Below are 13,795 nucleotides of genomic sequence, written 5' to 3' on the forward strand. Positions count from 1 at the left end.
GGCCATGCGCGTGGATCCCATTGACTGCTGGAGGCCCACGCCGACGCGTGCCGCCTCCTTTGCGAGCCTCCCCTACGACGTCTTCGACCGGGCGCAGGCGCGCGCCTACGTGGAGCGCCACCCCGACAGCTTCTTGGCCATAGACCGCCCCGAGACGGCCTTCCCGCCCGACCATGACATGTACGCAGCGGACGTCTACGCAAAGGCCGCGGAGCTCCTGCGCGCTCGCGCCTCCGATGGCACGCTGCTCCACGACACCGCCGCCTGCTACTACCTCTACCGCTTGGAGCAGGACGGACACGCGCAGGTGGGCGTGGTGGGCGCCTGTTCCATCGACGAGTACGAGGACGGCACCATCCTGCGCCACGAGAACACCACCGCGGCAAAGGAGCGGGATCGCATCAGGCACATCGAGGCGACCGGCGCACAGACCGGCCCCATCCTCCTCACGTACCACGACGACGTCGCCGTGGACACCCTCTGCGACCTTGCCGCCACGGGAGAGCCCCTCTATGACTTCACGGATGAGGAGGGCGTCCGCCAGACGGTCTGGCGCATTGCCCGCCCCGCCGCCGTCGAGGCGCTCAGGGCCACCTTTGCGACCATACCCCATGCCTACATCGCCGATGGGCACCACCGTGCCGCCAGCGCCGTGCGCGTGGGGAAGCGCCAGCGCGCGGAGGCGCGCGCCCGTGGCGAGGGGGGGCCGCTTCCGAGCGACCTCTTCCTGGCCGTGCTCGTTCCCGCCAGCCAGCTCAGGGTGCTCCCCTACAACCGCGTGGTCGCAGACGCCTGCGGCCTCTCCACAGACGAGCTGACCGCACGCATCGCGGCGCAGGGCTTCGTGGTGGATGGCCCCACCGAGAGCTTCCGGGAGCCTGCACGCACGGGCCAGATCGCCCTCTATGCGGGCGGACGCTGGCACATGCTGCATGCGCCCAGGGGCACGGACGATCCCTGCGACCCGGTCGCATCCCTCGACACGCAGGTGCTTCAGGAGCGCGTGCTCGGCCCCATTCTGCAGGTCAGGGACCCGCGCACCAGCAGCCGCATCCGCTTCGTGGGCGGCATCGAGGGACCTGGACGCCTCGAGGGGCTGGCGGGCACGGACGGCGTTGCCTTCTGGCTCCACCCCACCTCCGTCGAGCAGCTCATGGCAGTCTCCGACGCGGGGATGCTCATGCCTCCCAAGTCGACCTGGTTCGAGCCCAAGCTCAGGAGCGGTTTCTTCATCAGGGGGATTCGCGAGGGGCGGCAGCCCCCTGCCTCATCGTTGTTGCGTGTGCCCCATTGGACGCGCTGCCGCTGACATGCTAGTATGAGCAGGTCAACATACACTCATGTGCTTCGTCCTCTCACAAGAATGCAAGGGATGGTTCGTTCATGGCAGCCAAAGGGAATCACGACGTGCCCGTGGAAGAGACCCCCTCTCCGGACGACCGGGAGGGGGCATCCGGAGAGGAGGAGCTGGGCGCCGTGCCAGCCGTGGACGACATCGATGCGGACGAGGGCGAGCCAGACGACATCGATGACGAGCCGGATGCCATAGACGACGAGTTCGCGGACATCTCGACCGTTGCGCATGATGCCGTGCAGCCGGTCTATGTTCCCAAGCGGCGCGCGCACGCAAGGGACAGGCGCTCGTGGCCCGCCAAGGACACGGATCCCGTGGGCTATATCCCCAGCAGGCGGCACTACGGCTCCCACGCCTCTCCCGAGACCATCGCCAAGGCCGAGCGCGAGAGCTCCCGCAAGTCCAACCGCATGCCCATCATCGTCGTGTTCATCGTCCTCGCGCTCATGGCCGGCGGTGGTGCGTTCCTCTGGCTCACCCGCCCCGTGAGCGTGACCGTCAATGGTGACGTCTACCAGGAGTCCCCTAGCTCGACCATCGCCGATCTCGTGCGGAGGCATCAGATCAAGGTGACGGCCGGCAACTACCTCGACGTCACGGGGGAGGTCATGCGCGAGGGCGCCGGTACCCCCTACACCGCCACCGTCAATGGCACCGAGCTGAGCCAGGACCAGGATTCCTCCTACCAGGTGCATGCAGGTGACAACGTGGAGATCTCTGACGGGGCGGACGTCACCGAGCCATACGCCTCCACCACGCAGACCATCCAGCCCAAGCTCAACATGAAGGGTGGCGCCGGATCGGTCGCCTACGTCTCGCAGTGGGGGCAGGTGGGCACCGTCGAGACGCGCACGGGCTCCGAGTCGGGCAAGACGTCAGACGTCACCACGCAGGACGTGAAGGACTGCATCGTCACGCTGCACAACTGCTCACCCACAGACGGCCAGAAGCTCGTGGCCCTCACCTTCGATGACGGTCCCAGCGAATACACCCAGCGCTACATCGACATCCTCAACCGGTACGGCATCAAGGCAACCTTCTTCAACCTGGGTCAGAACATCCGTGAGCACCCCGAGCTCGCAAAGGCGATCGTGGACAGCGGCAACCAGCTGGCCTGCCACTCCGACACCCATCCCCAGCTCTCCAAGCTCGATGCGGCGTCGCTCCAGCAGGAGCTCACCAAGTCCTTTGGCGCCATCAAGGACGCCACGGGCGTGGAGACCACAATGCTGCGTCCGCCGTATGGCGACTTCCTCGAGAGCACCTGGCTCAAGACGAACGGCCTCATCTCCTACTCCATCACGTGGACCCAGGACTCCAAGGACTGGGAGCATCCGGGCGTCAACGCCATCGTCAGCAATGCGCTGGCGGGTGTGACCTCTGGCTCCATCATCCTCATGCACGACGGTGGCGGCAACCGCGACCAGGACCTGGAGGCGCTCCCCAAGATCATCGAGCAGCTCCAACAACAGGGTTACAAGCTGGTCACCATCGACGAGCTGCTGGCCTCCGACAGCTCCATCCCCACCGAGGTCGCGTCGGGCGACGCCAAGATGCCCGACGATGCCGTATGGCCCACGGAGATCGGCGACAACACGTAGCCTTGGATCGGGGGTCCGGGCAAACGTCCCACCCGGCGCATCGAGGCTCCTCGTTCGGGTATAAATGCTGGGTAAGCATCCCTGTCCCAGGAGTCCCATGCCGTACCACACCACAGCTCAGCAGGGCCATGAGCGCGCCCCCCTCATCGCACGGGGCGTGCTCATGGCCCTTGCCGCGCTCTTCGTCTTCCTCGCAGGCATGACGGCCGATGTCGCCTGGCTCGTCTCCGCCGTGATCTGCGTCCTTCTCGCCCTGCACGTTCGGCCGTATGATCCGCGGTCGGCCGAGGGCGATCGTACGGACGCCCTCACGTCACATCCCGATGCCACTGAGGTCGCACGGGCATGCGAGGGGGCTCCCCCATCCGACGACACCTCGACGGAGGAGACCGTCGGGACTGACGTCCCCGGAAGCTCCCTCCCCCGTGACGAGTCTCCGACGCCTGAGGGCCCCGAGGGAGCGGCGCCCTCCCCCTCGACACGTCGGACGCCCGCCTGCTCGCAGTTCGACCTCGCCGACCTCGAGAACCGCCTAGAAGGAAGCTCCGATCCCATCGCCGAGCTCAAGCTCCTGGTTGGGGACATACGCACGCGCCAGGCATCGAGGGGTGAGGGGGGCATCCTGCTTCCCTCTGGGCTCGAGGACTTTGCGGCCCGCATGCTCGAGGAGGCTGGGCTCTTCTCCACCGATGTGGACCTGCCGGCGTTCCAGGTGGTCGTTCCCCGCCGCAGCGGCATGTTCTACCTCAGATGGAATGGCAGCATAGCCTACCTCGCACGCCTCAGGCTCATCAGGATCGAGGCGGCGCTCAATGCGGCGCGGTCATGCGCCCTGTACTTTGCCGACGAGGAGCCCCCCGACGAGGATGACTGCTTCCAGCTGTGCCAGAGCTTCCTCTCCTCCATCTGCGCCCAGGTGCCCTCCATCCACGTCCTGGACGAGCCGCCGGAGGGAGACCTCCCTGACACCGAGTGGACCGTGCGACACCTCTTCTCACGCGCCGTCGAGTCGCTCAAGCTCCCCTATCGCCTGGAGGTCGACTACCGCGTGAACGTGGCGGACGGCAACATGGCCATCCAGATTGGGCTGCCTGGCGAACAGGTGTTTCCTTCCTCCATGTACGTGCAGGACCTGGGTGTGGTCACCAGCTCGCGCGAGATGCGTCGCAAGGCCGCCTCCTCCTATGCGCTCAGGCTGGCCCTGCTGCTCGCCACCTGTGCCTTCAGGACCTCGCGGAAGATCAGGCACGTGTGGGTTGCCGGCATCATGGACACGCCCAAGCGCCACTGGTGTTGCTACTCCATCGACTTCGACCGGTGGCGCTTCCAGGCGCTCGACCTCAAGCGCATGGGTGGGGGGGAGCTGGAACGGGCGCTCCATCGCTTCGTACCGCAGATGCGCTACGAGAATGGCATGCTCAAGCCCGTCGGGCAGGCGTTCCAGCCCAGCGAGCCGCGCTTCTGCCCGCCGTGGCGCCACGAGCCCGTCTCGCTCTCCGCCCGCAGAATCGCCCCGGAGCAGTCCCGTGCCTTGGGATGCGACCACGTGTATGACCTCGCCATCGAGGAAGCCGACAAGCGCGCCCTGGTGGCCACCACCATCATGCGCCGGCTCGTGAGCTCGGACGTCAGGGACTCAACCGAGCAGAACGTGCGCATGATCCTCGACGTCGCCGGCGATGATCCCGACCCCACCGTGCGCGACGCCGCGGAGCGCACTGTCCGCGGGCTCATCGATGGCAGCCTCAAGGAGGATGTCTTCGCCGTGGGCGAGGAGTTCGTGCGGGGGGACGTCCTCTCCAGGGCGGCGGGTTCCGCGCAGCGGCTCCTGCAGGAGCACAGGGCCGCGCAGGCGCGACTGACGCTCATGCGCGCCCTCGCTACCGTGGACGAGCGGGGCGTCTACCGCGACAGCGCAGGCGTGCAGTGGCGCTACTTTGGCAACTACGTCGATCGCGCGCTCTACAACCGCCTCTACGCCCAGCCAGGCACATCGGTCATGCTCGTGCCCGACAGCTACTTCGAATGCGTCTTCATGCTCTCGGTCGCCTGCCTCTCCGAGGGGGACGCCGCAGGTGCCCTCGTGGCGGCCCGCAGATGCCTCGAGCTTGCCCCGCTTGACCGGCGGGTACGTCTACACCTGGTGCGCTGCCTGGAGTCCTCGGGTGACAACGATGCCGCACGGCAGGAGCTGGGCGAGCTGCTCAAGATGGCCCATGACCCCGAGGGCGTGGGGATAGGATACTACCGCATGGCCTACTTCCAGTGGCGGAGTGGCAACATCCTGGCCGCCGAGGCCTGCTACATGTGCGCCATCTCAGTCCTGAAGGGCACCTTCCCCATGGCGGCCATGGAGCTTTCGATGCTCGCCTCGCACCATCCCGACACCTATCACGAGAACATGTCGCTTGACGAGGTGGCACAGGTGCTCAGGGATGCCAATATTCCCGTCGCGCCCACCGAGCAGATGTCCAGCACCTTCATGGAGTGCACGAAGGCGTCCCTCGATGCGGAGGTCTTTCCCGTCGCACGCAACTTCATCAGCATCCTCAGCGCCCTCTATCCCGATGACGTCATCTTCTCCATCCTACGCTCGCTCGAGGACGAGCCCGATGCCTAGGCGTGAGGCGATGACTCAGACGCCATCGCTCTGGCCGCCCAGCTTCAAGGCTACCATCTTCGACTTCGATGGCACCATCTCGAACACCGCCCATCTCTGGCATGAGGTGGACGTCGCCTTCCTGGGAGCGCATGGCATCGACTTCGACGAAAGCTATGGACGTGCGCTCAACGTCTTGGGCTTTGCCGCAGGGGCACGCTATACCATCGAGCGCTACGGCCTTTCGGAGAGCGTGGAGGAGGTCTGCGAGGCGTGGACCCGCATGGGCCGTGCGCTGTACGAGACAAGGGCGACGCTCCGCCCGGGCGTCGAGGCCTACCTGCATGCGCTCAGAGCCCAGGGCATCCCCATTGGCCTTGCCACCACCAACGCGCCCTCCGTGCTCGATGCCATCCGGCACGTGGACGTGGACGGCCTCTTCGATGCGCGCGTCCACGGCGCAGAGGTCACGTGGGGAAAGGATCATCCCGACATCTATCTGGAGTGCGCCCGCCGCCTGGACGCCGCACCGAAGGACTGCATCGTCTTCGAGGACATCATCCAGGGCGTGCTCTCCGCCCACGCGGTGGGCATGCTCACCTGTGGCGTGCGCAGCAGCGACCCCATCCAACAGGTCGGGGAGCTGCAGTCCGTCTCTGACCTGTGGATCGACAGCTGGGAGGACATCACGCCCCACCCGTTTGCCTCCCCGCCCGCGCACTAGAAAGGTGCCTCTCGCATGAGGGGCACCTACGGTTTCCTGGTGGAGATGAAGGGATTCGAACCCTCGGCCTCAGCGTTGCGAACGCTGCGCTCTCCCAACTGAGCTACATCCCCGCGCGATTTCACACGAAGGACAGTATGCCAAGTTCGGCCCCGTGCGTCAACCTCCGTGGCGAGTCTACATGACCTCAGGGGCCGAGACGCCGATGAGGCGGAGCGCCACGGCGAGGTTGATGCGGACGGCGTCGCAGGCGGCAAGGCGCGCCTTGGAAAGCGCCTCGTCCACGGGATGCCCCGCGCTGGGCAGCACCTGGCAGGTGCCATAGAACGCGTGGTAGGCCCCCGCGAGCTCCTCGCAGAAGTGCGTGATGCGGAACGGCGCGCGATCGCGGGCACAGCCAGCGATGAGCTCGGGGAACTCGGACACCTTGCGGGCAAGGGCCGCCTCGGACGCATGGGTCAGCAGCGAGAGGTCGTACGCATCGCCGACGGCACGGCGCGCCACCTCGTCCATGCCCAGGTCGTGTGCCTCCTGTGGGGTGACACCTGCGGCCCTGCGCAGGATCGAGCAGATGCGAGCGTGAGCGTACTGCACGTAGTAGACGGGGTTCGCATTGCTCCTCTGCTTGACGGCCTCTATGTCGAAGTCGATGGTCTGGTTGGATGAGCGGCTGATGAGGGTATAGCGCGTGGCATCGGCACCCACCTCGTCGAGCAGCTCCTCGAAGCCGATCATGGTGCCGCGGCGCTTGGACATGCGCACGGGCTCGCCGTTGCGCAGGAGGTTCACGAGCTGGCCCAGGAGGATCTCGTACCTTCCCTTGTGGCCGAAGGCCTCGGCCACCGACTGCACGCGCTTGACGTAGCCATGGTGGTCGGCACCCCAGATGTTGATCTCATAGTCCACCCGCTGGAACTTATCCCAGGTGTAGGCCACATCCGAGGCGAAGTAGGTGTACTCGCCGTTCGTCTTGACGAGCACGCGATCCTTGTCGTCGCCGAATTCGGTGGATTCGAACCAGACGGCACCGCTCTTGTCCGTGTAGACATAGCCCATGGCATCGAGTCGCCCCAGGGCTTGCTCGATGGGCGAGGTGCCCGACGCGTCTCGCTCGTAGAAGCTGCGCTCGCTCTTCCACTCGTCAAAGTCACAGCGCGCCTTGTGGCAGGTGTCCTTGATATGCTGCAGCATCCTCTGGTAGGAGCGCTCGCGAAACTCCGGCATGCGCCTTGCGTCGGGGACGTCCACCCAGCGGTCGCCGTCGGATGCATAGAGCTCCTGGGCAAGGTCAATGATGTAATCGCCGCCATAGGAGTTGCCACCCAATGCCTCCGTGAAGGCATCCATGTAAGGATGCAGCTCGGGATGGGCGTCATCCTCGTCCTCGACATAGGCCTCGCGGTCGGCAAGCAGGCGTCCCTGCGCCGCAGCGAGCGTGGCACCGTCGCGCACGAGCCCGGCAAGCTGCAGGTAGCGCATCACGACGGAACGGCCGAAGACATCCATCTGGCTGCCGTGATCGTTGATGTAGTACTCGCGCTGCACCCGGTAGTTGGCATGCTCGAGCACGTTGCATAGCGAGTCGCCGATGGCGGCCCACCGGCCATGGCCCAGGTGCAGGGGGCCGGTGGGGTTGGCGGAGATGTACTCCACCTGAGTCGAGAGGCCATGGCCCTCGTCGCAGCGACCCCACTGGTCGCCCGCCTCGCGCACCCGGCGGAAGACCTCGTTGTGTGCGCTGGTGCTGAGATAGAAGTTGATGAAGCCCGGACCAGCCACCTCACACGTGGCGATGGCGGGACTCAAGGGGAGGTGCGCCACGATGGCGGAGGCGATCTTGGAGGGCGCCATATGGGCGAGGCGAGCGGAGCGCATGGCCACCGTGGAGGACCAGTCTCCGTGCGAGGTGTCCGCGGGACGCTCGAGGCCGCAGTCGTCAACCGCGAACTCCGGCAGCTCACCGGTTGCTTGGGCGGCCGTGATGGCCTGTCTCACAAGGTCCTCAAGTGTCTCGGGCATGCATACTCCTTTTGGGACGACGCGTCGTGCGCGCCGATGCGCGCCACAGCTGCGTAAGTCTAGCAGACGGGACGGGATGCCACGCCGTCCCGCCCCGAATGCGGCAAGCGAACAGAGAGGACGGGAGCTACGCCCGGCCGGACCCGGCATGCTCGCGCGTGGCAAGGCGACGCCTGAGCTCGGCCAGGCCCTCCTCGAGTCCCACCGGATACATCTGGGGGTTGAGGAAGCGGCGCACGCTCGGGTCGAGCATGCGCAGGGACTCGCGCACCCGGGCGCGGGCGTCCTCGATGCCCTCGGGCGCGGCCACACGCCGTCCCTCCTTGACAAGCTGCACGAGCAGCTCGCGGGACTCCATGCCGGAGAGGTCGTAGCTCACGAGGTCATCCACCACATCCACCATGGTGGGCCTGCCCTTGTCATAGCCCTCGTCCACGATCATGTCGCCCACGGGGCAGCCAGCGGCGTCGTAGTAGCGCCTCACGTGCTGGATGCCGGGAATGGTGCGCTTGTAGGCCATCTCGGAGAGCTTGATGACAGGCTCCCACGCCACGTCCGCCGAGTGACGCACGGCCGAGAGCTTGTAGACGCCCCCGAGCGACGGCTGGGGGTCGCAGGTCGCGAGCTTGGTACCCACGCCGAAGGAGTCGATGGGCGCGCCCTGGGCAAGGAGCGACTGGATGGTGTACTCGTCGAGGTCATTGGAGGCGGAGATCTTCACGTAGGGCAGGCCGGCCTCGTCAAAGGCCCGACGCGTCTCCTTGGAGAGCTTGGCGAGGTCGCCGGAGTCGATGCGTACCGCCGCGAGCCGCTCGCCGGCGCGCTCCATCTCCTTGGCGACGATGATGGCATTCCTGATGCCCTGATGCACGTCATAGGTGTCGATCAGGAGCACGCAGTTCTTGGGACTCGACTTGGCAAAGGCACGAAAGGCCTCCAGCTCGTTGGGAAAGGACATCACCCAGGAGTGGGCATGCGTGCCAAACACGGGGATGCTGTAGATCTTGCCCGCAAGCATATTGGAGGTGGACGCGGCGCCGCCGATATAGGAGGCGCGGGCGACCGAGAGCCCACCATCGGGGCCCTGGGCGCGCCTGAGGCCAAAGTCGCTCATGGGATGGCCCTCGGCGGCATGCACGACGCGCGCCGTCTTGGTCGCCACGAGCGTCTGGAAGTTGACGAGGTTGAGCAGAGCCGTCTCGAGCAGCTGACAGTCGATGATGGGCCCCTCGACGCGCACCATGGGCTCGCGCGGGAAGGCGAGGTCACCCTCGGCGATCGCCCAAACCGACACCCGCATGCGGAAGTCGCGCAGGAAGTCCAGGAAGGTGGGCTTGAACATGGAACCGCCGCCCGGTGCCTCGAGCGTGGAGAGGTAGTCGATGGAATCCGGCGCGAACGTGAAGCTCTCCACGAGGTCGGCGATCTGCCCCATGCCGCAGGCGACGCTGTAACCGCCCCCAAAGGGGTTCTCGCGGAAGAAGACGGTGAAGCAGGCCTGGGCATCCACCATCCCTGACTCCCAGAGGCCCTGGGCCATCGTGAGCTCGTAGAGGTCCGTGTTGAGCGCGACGTCGCTCGGATGGGTGCCATCGGTGAGTGCCATGTGCGTGTCCCCTCTGCAGGTGGCGTACTGCCTCGGCGCAGGTGCCGCAGGCGTGCTCCCCCAAGGGTAGCACTTGGGTCAAGGCTTCGCCTTGAAGGCGCAGCGGCATGCCCCGCATGCGCCGGCGGGCCCTGGGCGCGTTGGATGAGGCGCGACGTGCCATCCCTGGCAGCCCCTTCCGTCTCCGACAGGGGACGGACGCGGAGAGGTCTGCCCTAGTGGCCCAGCCACAGGGTCGTGAGAACCACGAGAACGATGATGGCCAGCACGATGAGGACGACCTTCTGGCCCACGGGCATCCTCAGATCGTCATCCGGTTCCATGAGCCGGGCATTCTTGGCGCGCAGGCGCGCCGCCCGCTCGTCCGCGGCCTGCTCGCGCTCCATGGCGGCGCGCTCGGACTTGAGGCGCTCGAGCTCCCTGCGCTCGTGGGCCGCCTGGGCAGCCTCGGCTCGCTGGGCCCTCTCCCTGCGAAGCTCCTCCAGCTCCGCACGCTCCTCATCGCTCAGTGGCGCGATGTCACGCATGCTGTCCCCCCTCACTTGACGGGCCTGCCATCATGGGTGCGAGCTCCGGCCCCTCGACGCCCGTGGCGTCGAAGGCGGGAACGAAGCTCTCGGAAACGGTGCCTCCCTGCTGCCACCAGAGCCGCTCGAAGCCCAGGTCGTCAGCATGGTCGAGCACGCGCTCGTACTCGTCGTCCGTGAGGGCTCGCGCGAGGTCCCCACCCATCCTCAGGCAGCGCCCGGTGGGTGTGTACTGGTTCATGACGGAGAGGTCCGCCTCGTTGCCACAGGCCTCCCATACACGGTCGAGCACGGCGAGCGAGTCGTCCACGTGGCCTGGCATCACGAGATGGCGTACGATGATCCCCTGCTCCATGCACCCATCCGCGCCCTCGCGGCGGCCACCCCGCTCGCGCAGCGAGGCGAGCATGTGCGCAAGGGCCTCAAAGGCCACCGCGGGGTAGTCCCCCGCGCAAGAGAGCTCGCGCGCCAGCGCGGGCGAGGCGTACTTGAAGTCCGTGAGCCACACGTCCACCACGTCGGCCATGGCGTCCACCGTGGTGGGCAGCTCGTAGCCCGAGGTGTTGCACACCACGGGAAGGCCCATCCCAGCCTCGCGTGCCAACAGTACGGCATCGCGCACCTGCGGCGCGGCGTGCAGGGGCGTCACGAGGTTGATGTTGAGCGCCCCCTGCCCCGCCAGCTCGAGCATCATCTGGGCCAGGCGCCCCACGCTCACGTCCAGGCCAAAGCCTCCCTGCGAGATGTCCTGGTTCTGACAGAACACGCAGCGCAGGGGACAGCCCGTAAAGAATATCGCACCGGAACCCGTCTCGCCCGAGATGGGCGGCTCCTCCCAGTGGTGCAGGGCCGCGCGGGCGACCCTCAACGCCGACGAGGCACCACAGAGGCCCCTCCGCCCCGCGTTGCGCAGGGCGTGGCAGCGACGCGGACAGAGCTCGCAGCGGTCGTATGCCGCATAGGTCGACACGATGCGACCCTAGTACTCGATCCGCATGAGGCGGGCGATGGAGACGATGTAGATCTCGAGCGCCCGCCGCAGGCTCTCCTCGCTCACGGCCTCATCGGGGCCGTGCTCCGGCCCAACCCACGCCGGCACGTCCTCCGCAGGCTCATGCGGACCGAAGGCGCAGGCGCGGGGGAACATGCGCGCATAGGTGCCGCCACCGATGACGAAGGCCTCGGACCTCCCGCCCGTGAGCTCGTCGTACGTCGTGAGCAGGCATGTGACCTCCGGCGAGGATGGGTCGGTGTAGAAGGGCTCCTTCACCTGGATGGGCTCGAACGTGGCCCCATGCTCCCGCGCCGCCTGGCAGAGCGCCTGCGCGATGGCCTCGTGCGTGGTGGCGTCGGGATAGCGTGCGTCACAGGACTGCACGAGCCGCGCACCCTCGGTGTGGATGGTGCCACCCACGAGCGTGAGCGCGCCAAAGCGGTCGTTGGAGCTTGCGATGCCCAGGGCCGCACCGTCGTGGCCCGAGGCGCACAGCAGTCGCTCGAGCTCGAGAAAGGCGCGCTCTGCCGCAGAGCAGACGTCACTTCCCAGCAGGTAGCTGGCAAGCATGCCGATGGCATTGACGGTGCCCTCGGGCAGCGACGCATGGCCGCCCCTGCCATGGGCCGTGAGCGTGGCCAGGCCATTGCCGGCGGGCTCGGCGTCGATGCCCTCGGCGACGGGCAGCGTGCCCGCGTCCGCGCGCACCGTTGCCGTTGCAAGTCCGCAGATGGCGTTGGACACGGTGCCGCCGTCCATCGTCACGATGCGACTGTCGGGTGTGCCCAGGATGTCCCCGGACGTGAAGCGCCCCTCGAAGACGCCCTTCTCGCCACAGATGAGCGGAAAGTCGGCGTCGGGCGTGAAGGCAAAGAGGGGGGCGGGATAGTGGGCGAGGTAGTGGGCGAGGTCGCCCATGGAGGTCTCCTCCTCGGCGCCGATGAGGCAGCGCAGGGTATAGGGCAGACGCTCGCCCGTACGGGCAACCTGGCGCACGAAGAAGTGCGCCGCATAGAGCGAGAGCACGAGCGGACCCTTGTCGTCCAGGACGCCGCGACCCATGAGGAAGCCATCCCTGCGCGTCACGTCAAAGGGGCTGACCGTCCATCCCAGCCCCTCGGGCACGACGTCGCTGTGGGCAATGGTGGCAAGGTAGCGCTCGTCCGCACCGGGAAGGTCACCAAAGCCGATATAGCCATCGACATCCGTGGTGGCAAGGCCCAGGCGCCCGGCGATCGCGAGTGCGCGCGAGAGTGACGCGCGTGGGCCGGGACCCCACGGGGCGCCCTCGGAGGCTTGGGAGAGATCCTCCACGGAGCGCACCTTCACAAGCATGCGAATGTCCGCGACGACATCCTCCCACACCTCGTCCACGTATGCCTCGACCTCGTGCCAGAGGGCGTCATCAGCCATATGCCCCTCCTTCCGTGAGACGGCATCCGCGCCACGGTAGGCAGTCTACCCCTCCGTAGGGCGAGGGCCGCCGAGGCATCGGGAAACCATATGAGAGGAGGCCGCACGCGTGCGGCCTCCCATCATGCGCTATGGGCCTTTGGACTAGATCCTCCTCACGTTGGAGGCCTGATCCTTGCCCTTCTCCTCGTTGCGGGTGACGTCAAACTCGACCGCCTGGCCCTCCTCGAGGGTCTTGAAGCCATCCATCTTGATCTCGGAGAAGTGAACGAACAGGTCATCGCCATCCTCACGAGAGATGAAGCCATAGCCCTTGTCTGGGTTGAACCACTTAACAGTACCCTTTGCCATGTCGTGCCTTTCTTCCTACCCCTAGGGGTATAAACGCTGCGCCGAGGCGCTCTAACCGTGGCGTGAGCCACGACCGCTATTCTACCGTACGGGACGGGCCAGGGCGTTGAGTATTTTCAAACGACAGAACAAATTGGGGCAGAGGGCCTTCAGGCATGTGGCGCCACAGGTTGCCCACCCCTTCCTACAGCTGCTTGTCCAACCCTCTGAGCTCGGGGGGGACACTGTGCTCCTCGAGCCCGAACGACCCGTAGACAGCCTGGGCCTGGGCATGGCGCACCTCCGCCAGCTCACCCCTTCCCGCGGTGGCGTAGGCATCGCCCACCTTGTCGAGCGCATACCCCACATATTCCGCAACCGAGTCGCCCACACCGGAGAGCACCATCATGGTGACGAGCGAGTCGGGCGAGAGCTGCAAGGCGATCACGGGGTCGATGTCCAGCAGGCCGGCGATGGCCTCCTCGACCTCACCGGCCGCCGAGAGATCCCCCGAACCGAGCGCACGTCTGAGCGCAGAGCTGACCACCTCCACAAACTGGGCGATGAGCTCGAGCAGATAGTCGTGCTGCAACATGTGGTCTCCCTTTGATGGTCATGACGCTGCCCT

General features: G+C 66.6%; 11 protein-coding genes and 1 tRNA gene. 4 read left to right on the forward strand and 8 right to left on the reverse strand.

Annotated features, from left to right (window positions below):
* Positions 1 to 4 precede the first annotated feature (4 nt).
* The 4 genes from J2S71_RS11220 to J2S71_RS11235 all read left to right on the forward strand — a co-directional run bounded on the left by J2S71_RS11220 (position 5) and on the right by J2S71_RS11235 (position 6,278).
* On the forward strand, positions 5 to 1,309 hold the full coding sequence (locus J2S71_RS11220; protein ID WP_307391920.1) for a DUF1015 domain-containing protein: 1,305 nt from the start codon (positions 5 to 7) through the stop codon (positions 1,307 to 1,309).
* 74 nt (positions 1,310 to 1,383) lie between these two features.
* Complete coding sequence (locus tag J2S71_RS11225; RefSeq protein WP_307391922.1) at positions 1,384 to 2,955, forward strand: polysaccharide deacetylase family protein; 1,572 nt, start codon at positions 1,384 to 1,386, stop codon at positions 2,953 to 2,955.
* Positions 2,956 to 3,052: 97 nt separating this feature from the next.
* Positions 3,053 to 5,575, forward strand: coding sequence for a tetratricopeptide repeat protein (locus tag J2S71_RS11230; RefSeq protein WP_307391925.1), 2,523 nt, complete (start codon positions 3,053 to 3,055; stop codon positions 5,573 to 5,575).
* Positions 5,568 to 6,278 (forward strand): HAD family hydrolase, encoded by a 711-nt coding sequence (locus J2S71_RS11235; RefSeq protein ID WP_021726077.1) that lies wholly within the window; start codon positions 5,568 to 5,570, stop codon positions 6,276 to 6,278. Before J2S71_RS11230 ends, J2S71_RS11235 begins: the two co-directional genes overlap by 8 nt.
* A 37-nt stretch (positions 6,279 to 6,315) precedes the next feature.
* Here J2S71_RS11235 and J2S71_RS11240 read toward each other — a convergent pair.
* From J2S71_RS11240 to J2S71_RS11275, 8 genes are all read right to left on the reverse strand, one after another.
* Positions 6,316 to 6,391: transfer RNA gene (locus J2S71_RS11240), tRNA-Ala, on the reverse strand.
* Between the two features lie 64 nt (positions 6,392 to 6,455).
* On the reverse strand, positions 6,456 to 8,297 hold the full coding sequence (argS, locus tag J2S71_RS11245; protein ID WP_307391929.1) for an arginine--tRNA ligase: 1,842 nt from the start codon (positions 8,295 to 8,297) through the stop codon (positions 6,456 to 6,458).
* 127 nt (positions 8,298 to 8,424) lie between these two features.
* Positions 8,425 to 9,903, reverse strand: a complete 1,479-nt coding sequence (locus J2S71_RS11250) for a nicotinate phosphoribosyltransferase (protein ID WP_307391931.1) — start codon at positions 9,901 to 9,903, stop codon at positions 8,425 to 8,427.
* Between the two features lie 215 nt (positions 9,904 to 10,118).
* A complete protein-coding gene (locus J2S71_RS11255; protein ID WP_307391933.1) occupies positions 10,119 to 10,430 on the reverse strand; it encodes a hypothetical protein in 312 nt (103 codons plus the stop codon).
* Positions 10,423 to 11,400: a radical SAM protein gene (locus J2S71_RS11260; protein ID WP_307391937.1), complete on the reverse strand. Its 978-nt coding sequence runs from the start codon at positions 11,398 to 11,400 to the stop codon at positions 10,423 to 10,425. Before J2S71_RS11260 ends, J2S71_RS11255 begins: the two co-directional genes overlap by 8 nt.
* A gap of 9 nt (positions 11,401 to 11,409) precedes the next feature.
* Complete coding sequence (locus J2S71_RS11265; RefSeq protein ID WP_307391940.1) at positions 11,410 to 12,837, reverse strand: Sapep family Mn(2+)-dependent dipeptidase; 1,428 nt, start codon at positions 12,835 to 12,837, stop codon at positions 11,410 to 11,412.
* Between the two features lie 144 nt (positions 12,838 to 12,981).
* Positions 12,982 to 13,188, reverse strand: coding sequence for a cold-shock protein (locus tag J2S71_RS11270; protein WP_021726039.1), 207 nt, complete (start codon positions 13,186 to 13,188; stop codon positions 12,982 to 12,984).
* 184 nt (positions 13,189 to 13,372) lie between these two features.
* On the reverse strand, positions 13,373 to 13,762 hold the full coding sequence (locus J2S71_RS11275) for a hypothetical protein (RefSeq protein ID WP_021726250.1): 390 nt from the start codon (positions 13,760 to 13,762) through the stop codon (positions 13,373 to 13,375).
* Positions 13,763 to 13,795: the final 33 nt, after the last annotated feature.

Source organism: Olsenella profusa DSM 13989 (assembly GCF_030811115.1).
In the GTDB taxonomy this organism is placed as follows: domain Bacteria; phylum Actinomycetota; class Coriobacteriia; order Coriobacteriales; family Atopobiaceae; genus Olsenella_F; species Olsenella_F profusa.

Excerpts from the sequence above, each read along its gene's own strand:
- J2S71_RS11220 (WP_307391920.1), top strand. The coding sequence starts at position 5 with ATGCGCGTGGATCCCATTGACTGCTGGAGGCCCACGCCGACGCGTGCC.
- J2S71_RS11225 (WP_307391922.1), top strand. The coding sequence starts at position 1,384 with ATGGCAGCCAAAGGGAATCACGACGTGCCCGTGGAAGAGACCCCCTCT.
- J2S71_RS11230 (WP_307391925.1), top strand. The coding sequence starts at position 3,053 with ATGCCGTACCACACCACAGCTCAGCAGGGCCATGAGCGCGCCCCCCTC.
- J2S71_RS11235 (WP_021726077.1), top strand. The coding sequence starts at position 5,568 with ATGCCTAGGCGTGAGGCGATGACTCAGACGCCATCGCTCTGGCCGCCC.
- argS (WP_307391929.1), bottom strand. The coding sequence starts at position 8,297 with ATGCCCGAGACACTTGAGGACCTTGTGAGACAGGCCATCACGGCCGCC.
- J2S71_RS11250 (WP_307391931.1), bottom strand. The coding sequence starts at position 9,903 with ATGGCACTCACCGATGGCACCCATCCGAGCGACGTCGCGCTCAACACG.
- J2S71_RS11255 (WP_307391933.1), bottom strand. The coding sequence starts at position 10,430 with ATGCGTGACATCGCGCCACTGAGCGATGAGGAGCGTGCGGAGCTGGAG.
- J2S71_RS11265 (WP_307391940.1), bottom strand. The coding sequence starts at position 12,837 with ATGGCTGATGACGCCCTCTGGCACGAGGTCGAGGCATACGTGGACGAG.
- J2S71_RS11270 (WP_021726039.1), bottom strand. The coding sequence starts at position 13,188 with ATGGCAAAGGGTACTGTTAAGTGGTTCAACCCAGACAAGGGCTATGGC.
- J2S71_RS11275 (WP_021726250.1), bottom strand. The coding sequence starts at position 13,762 with ATGTTGCAGCACGACTATCTGCTCGAGCTCATCGCCCAGTTTGTGGAG.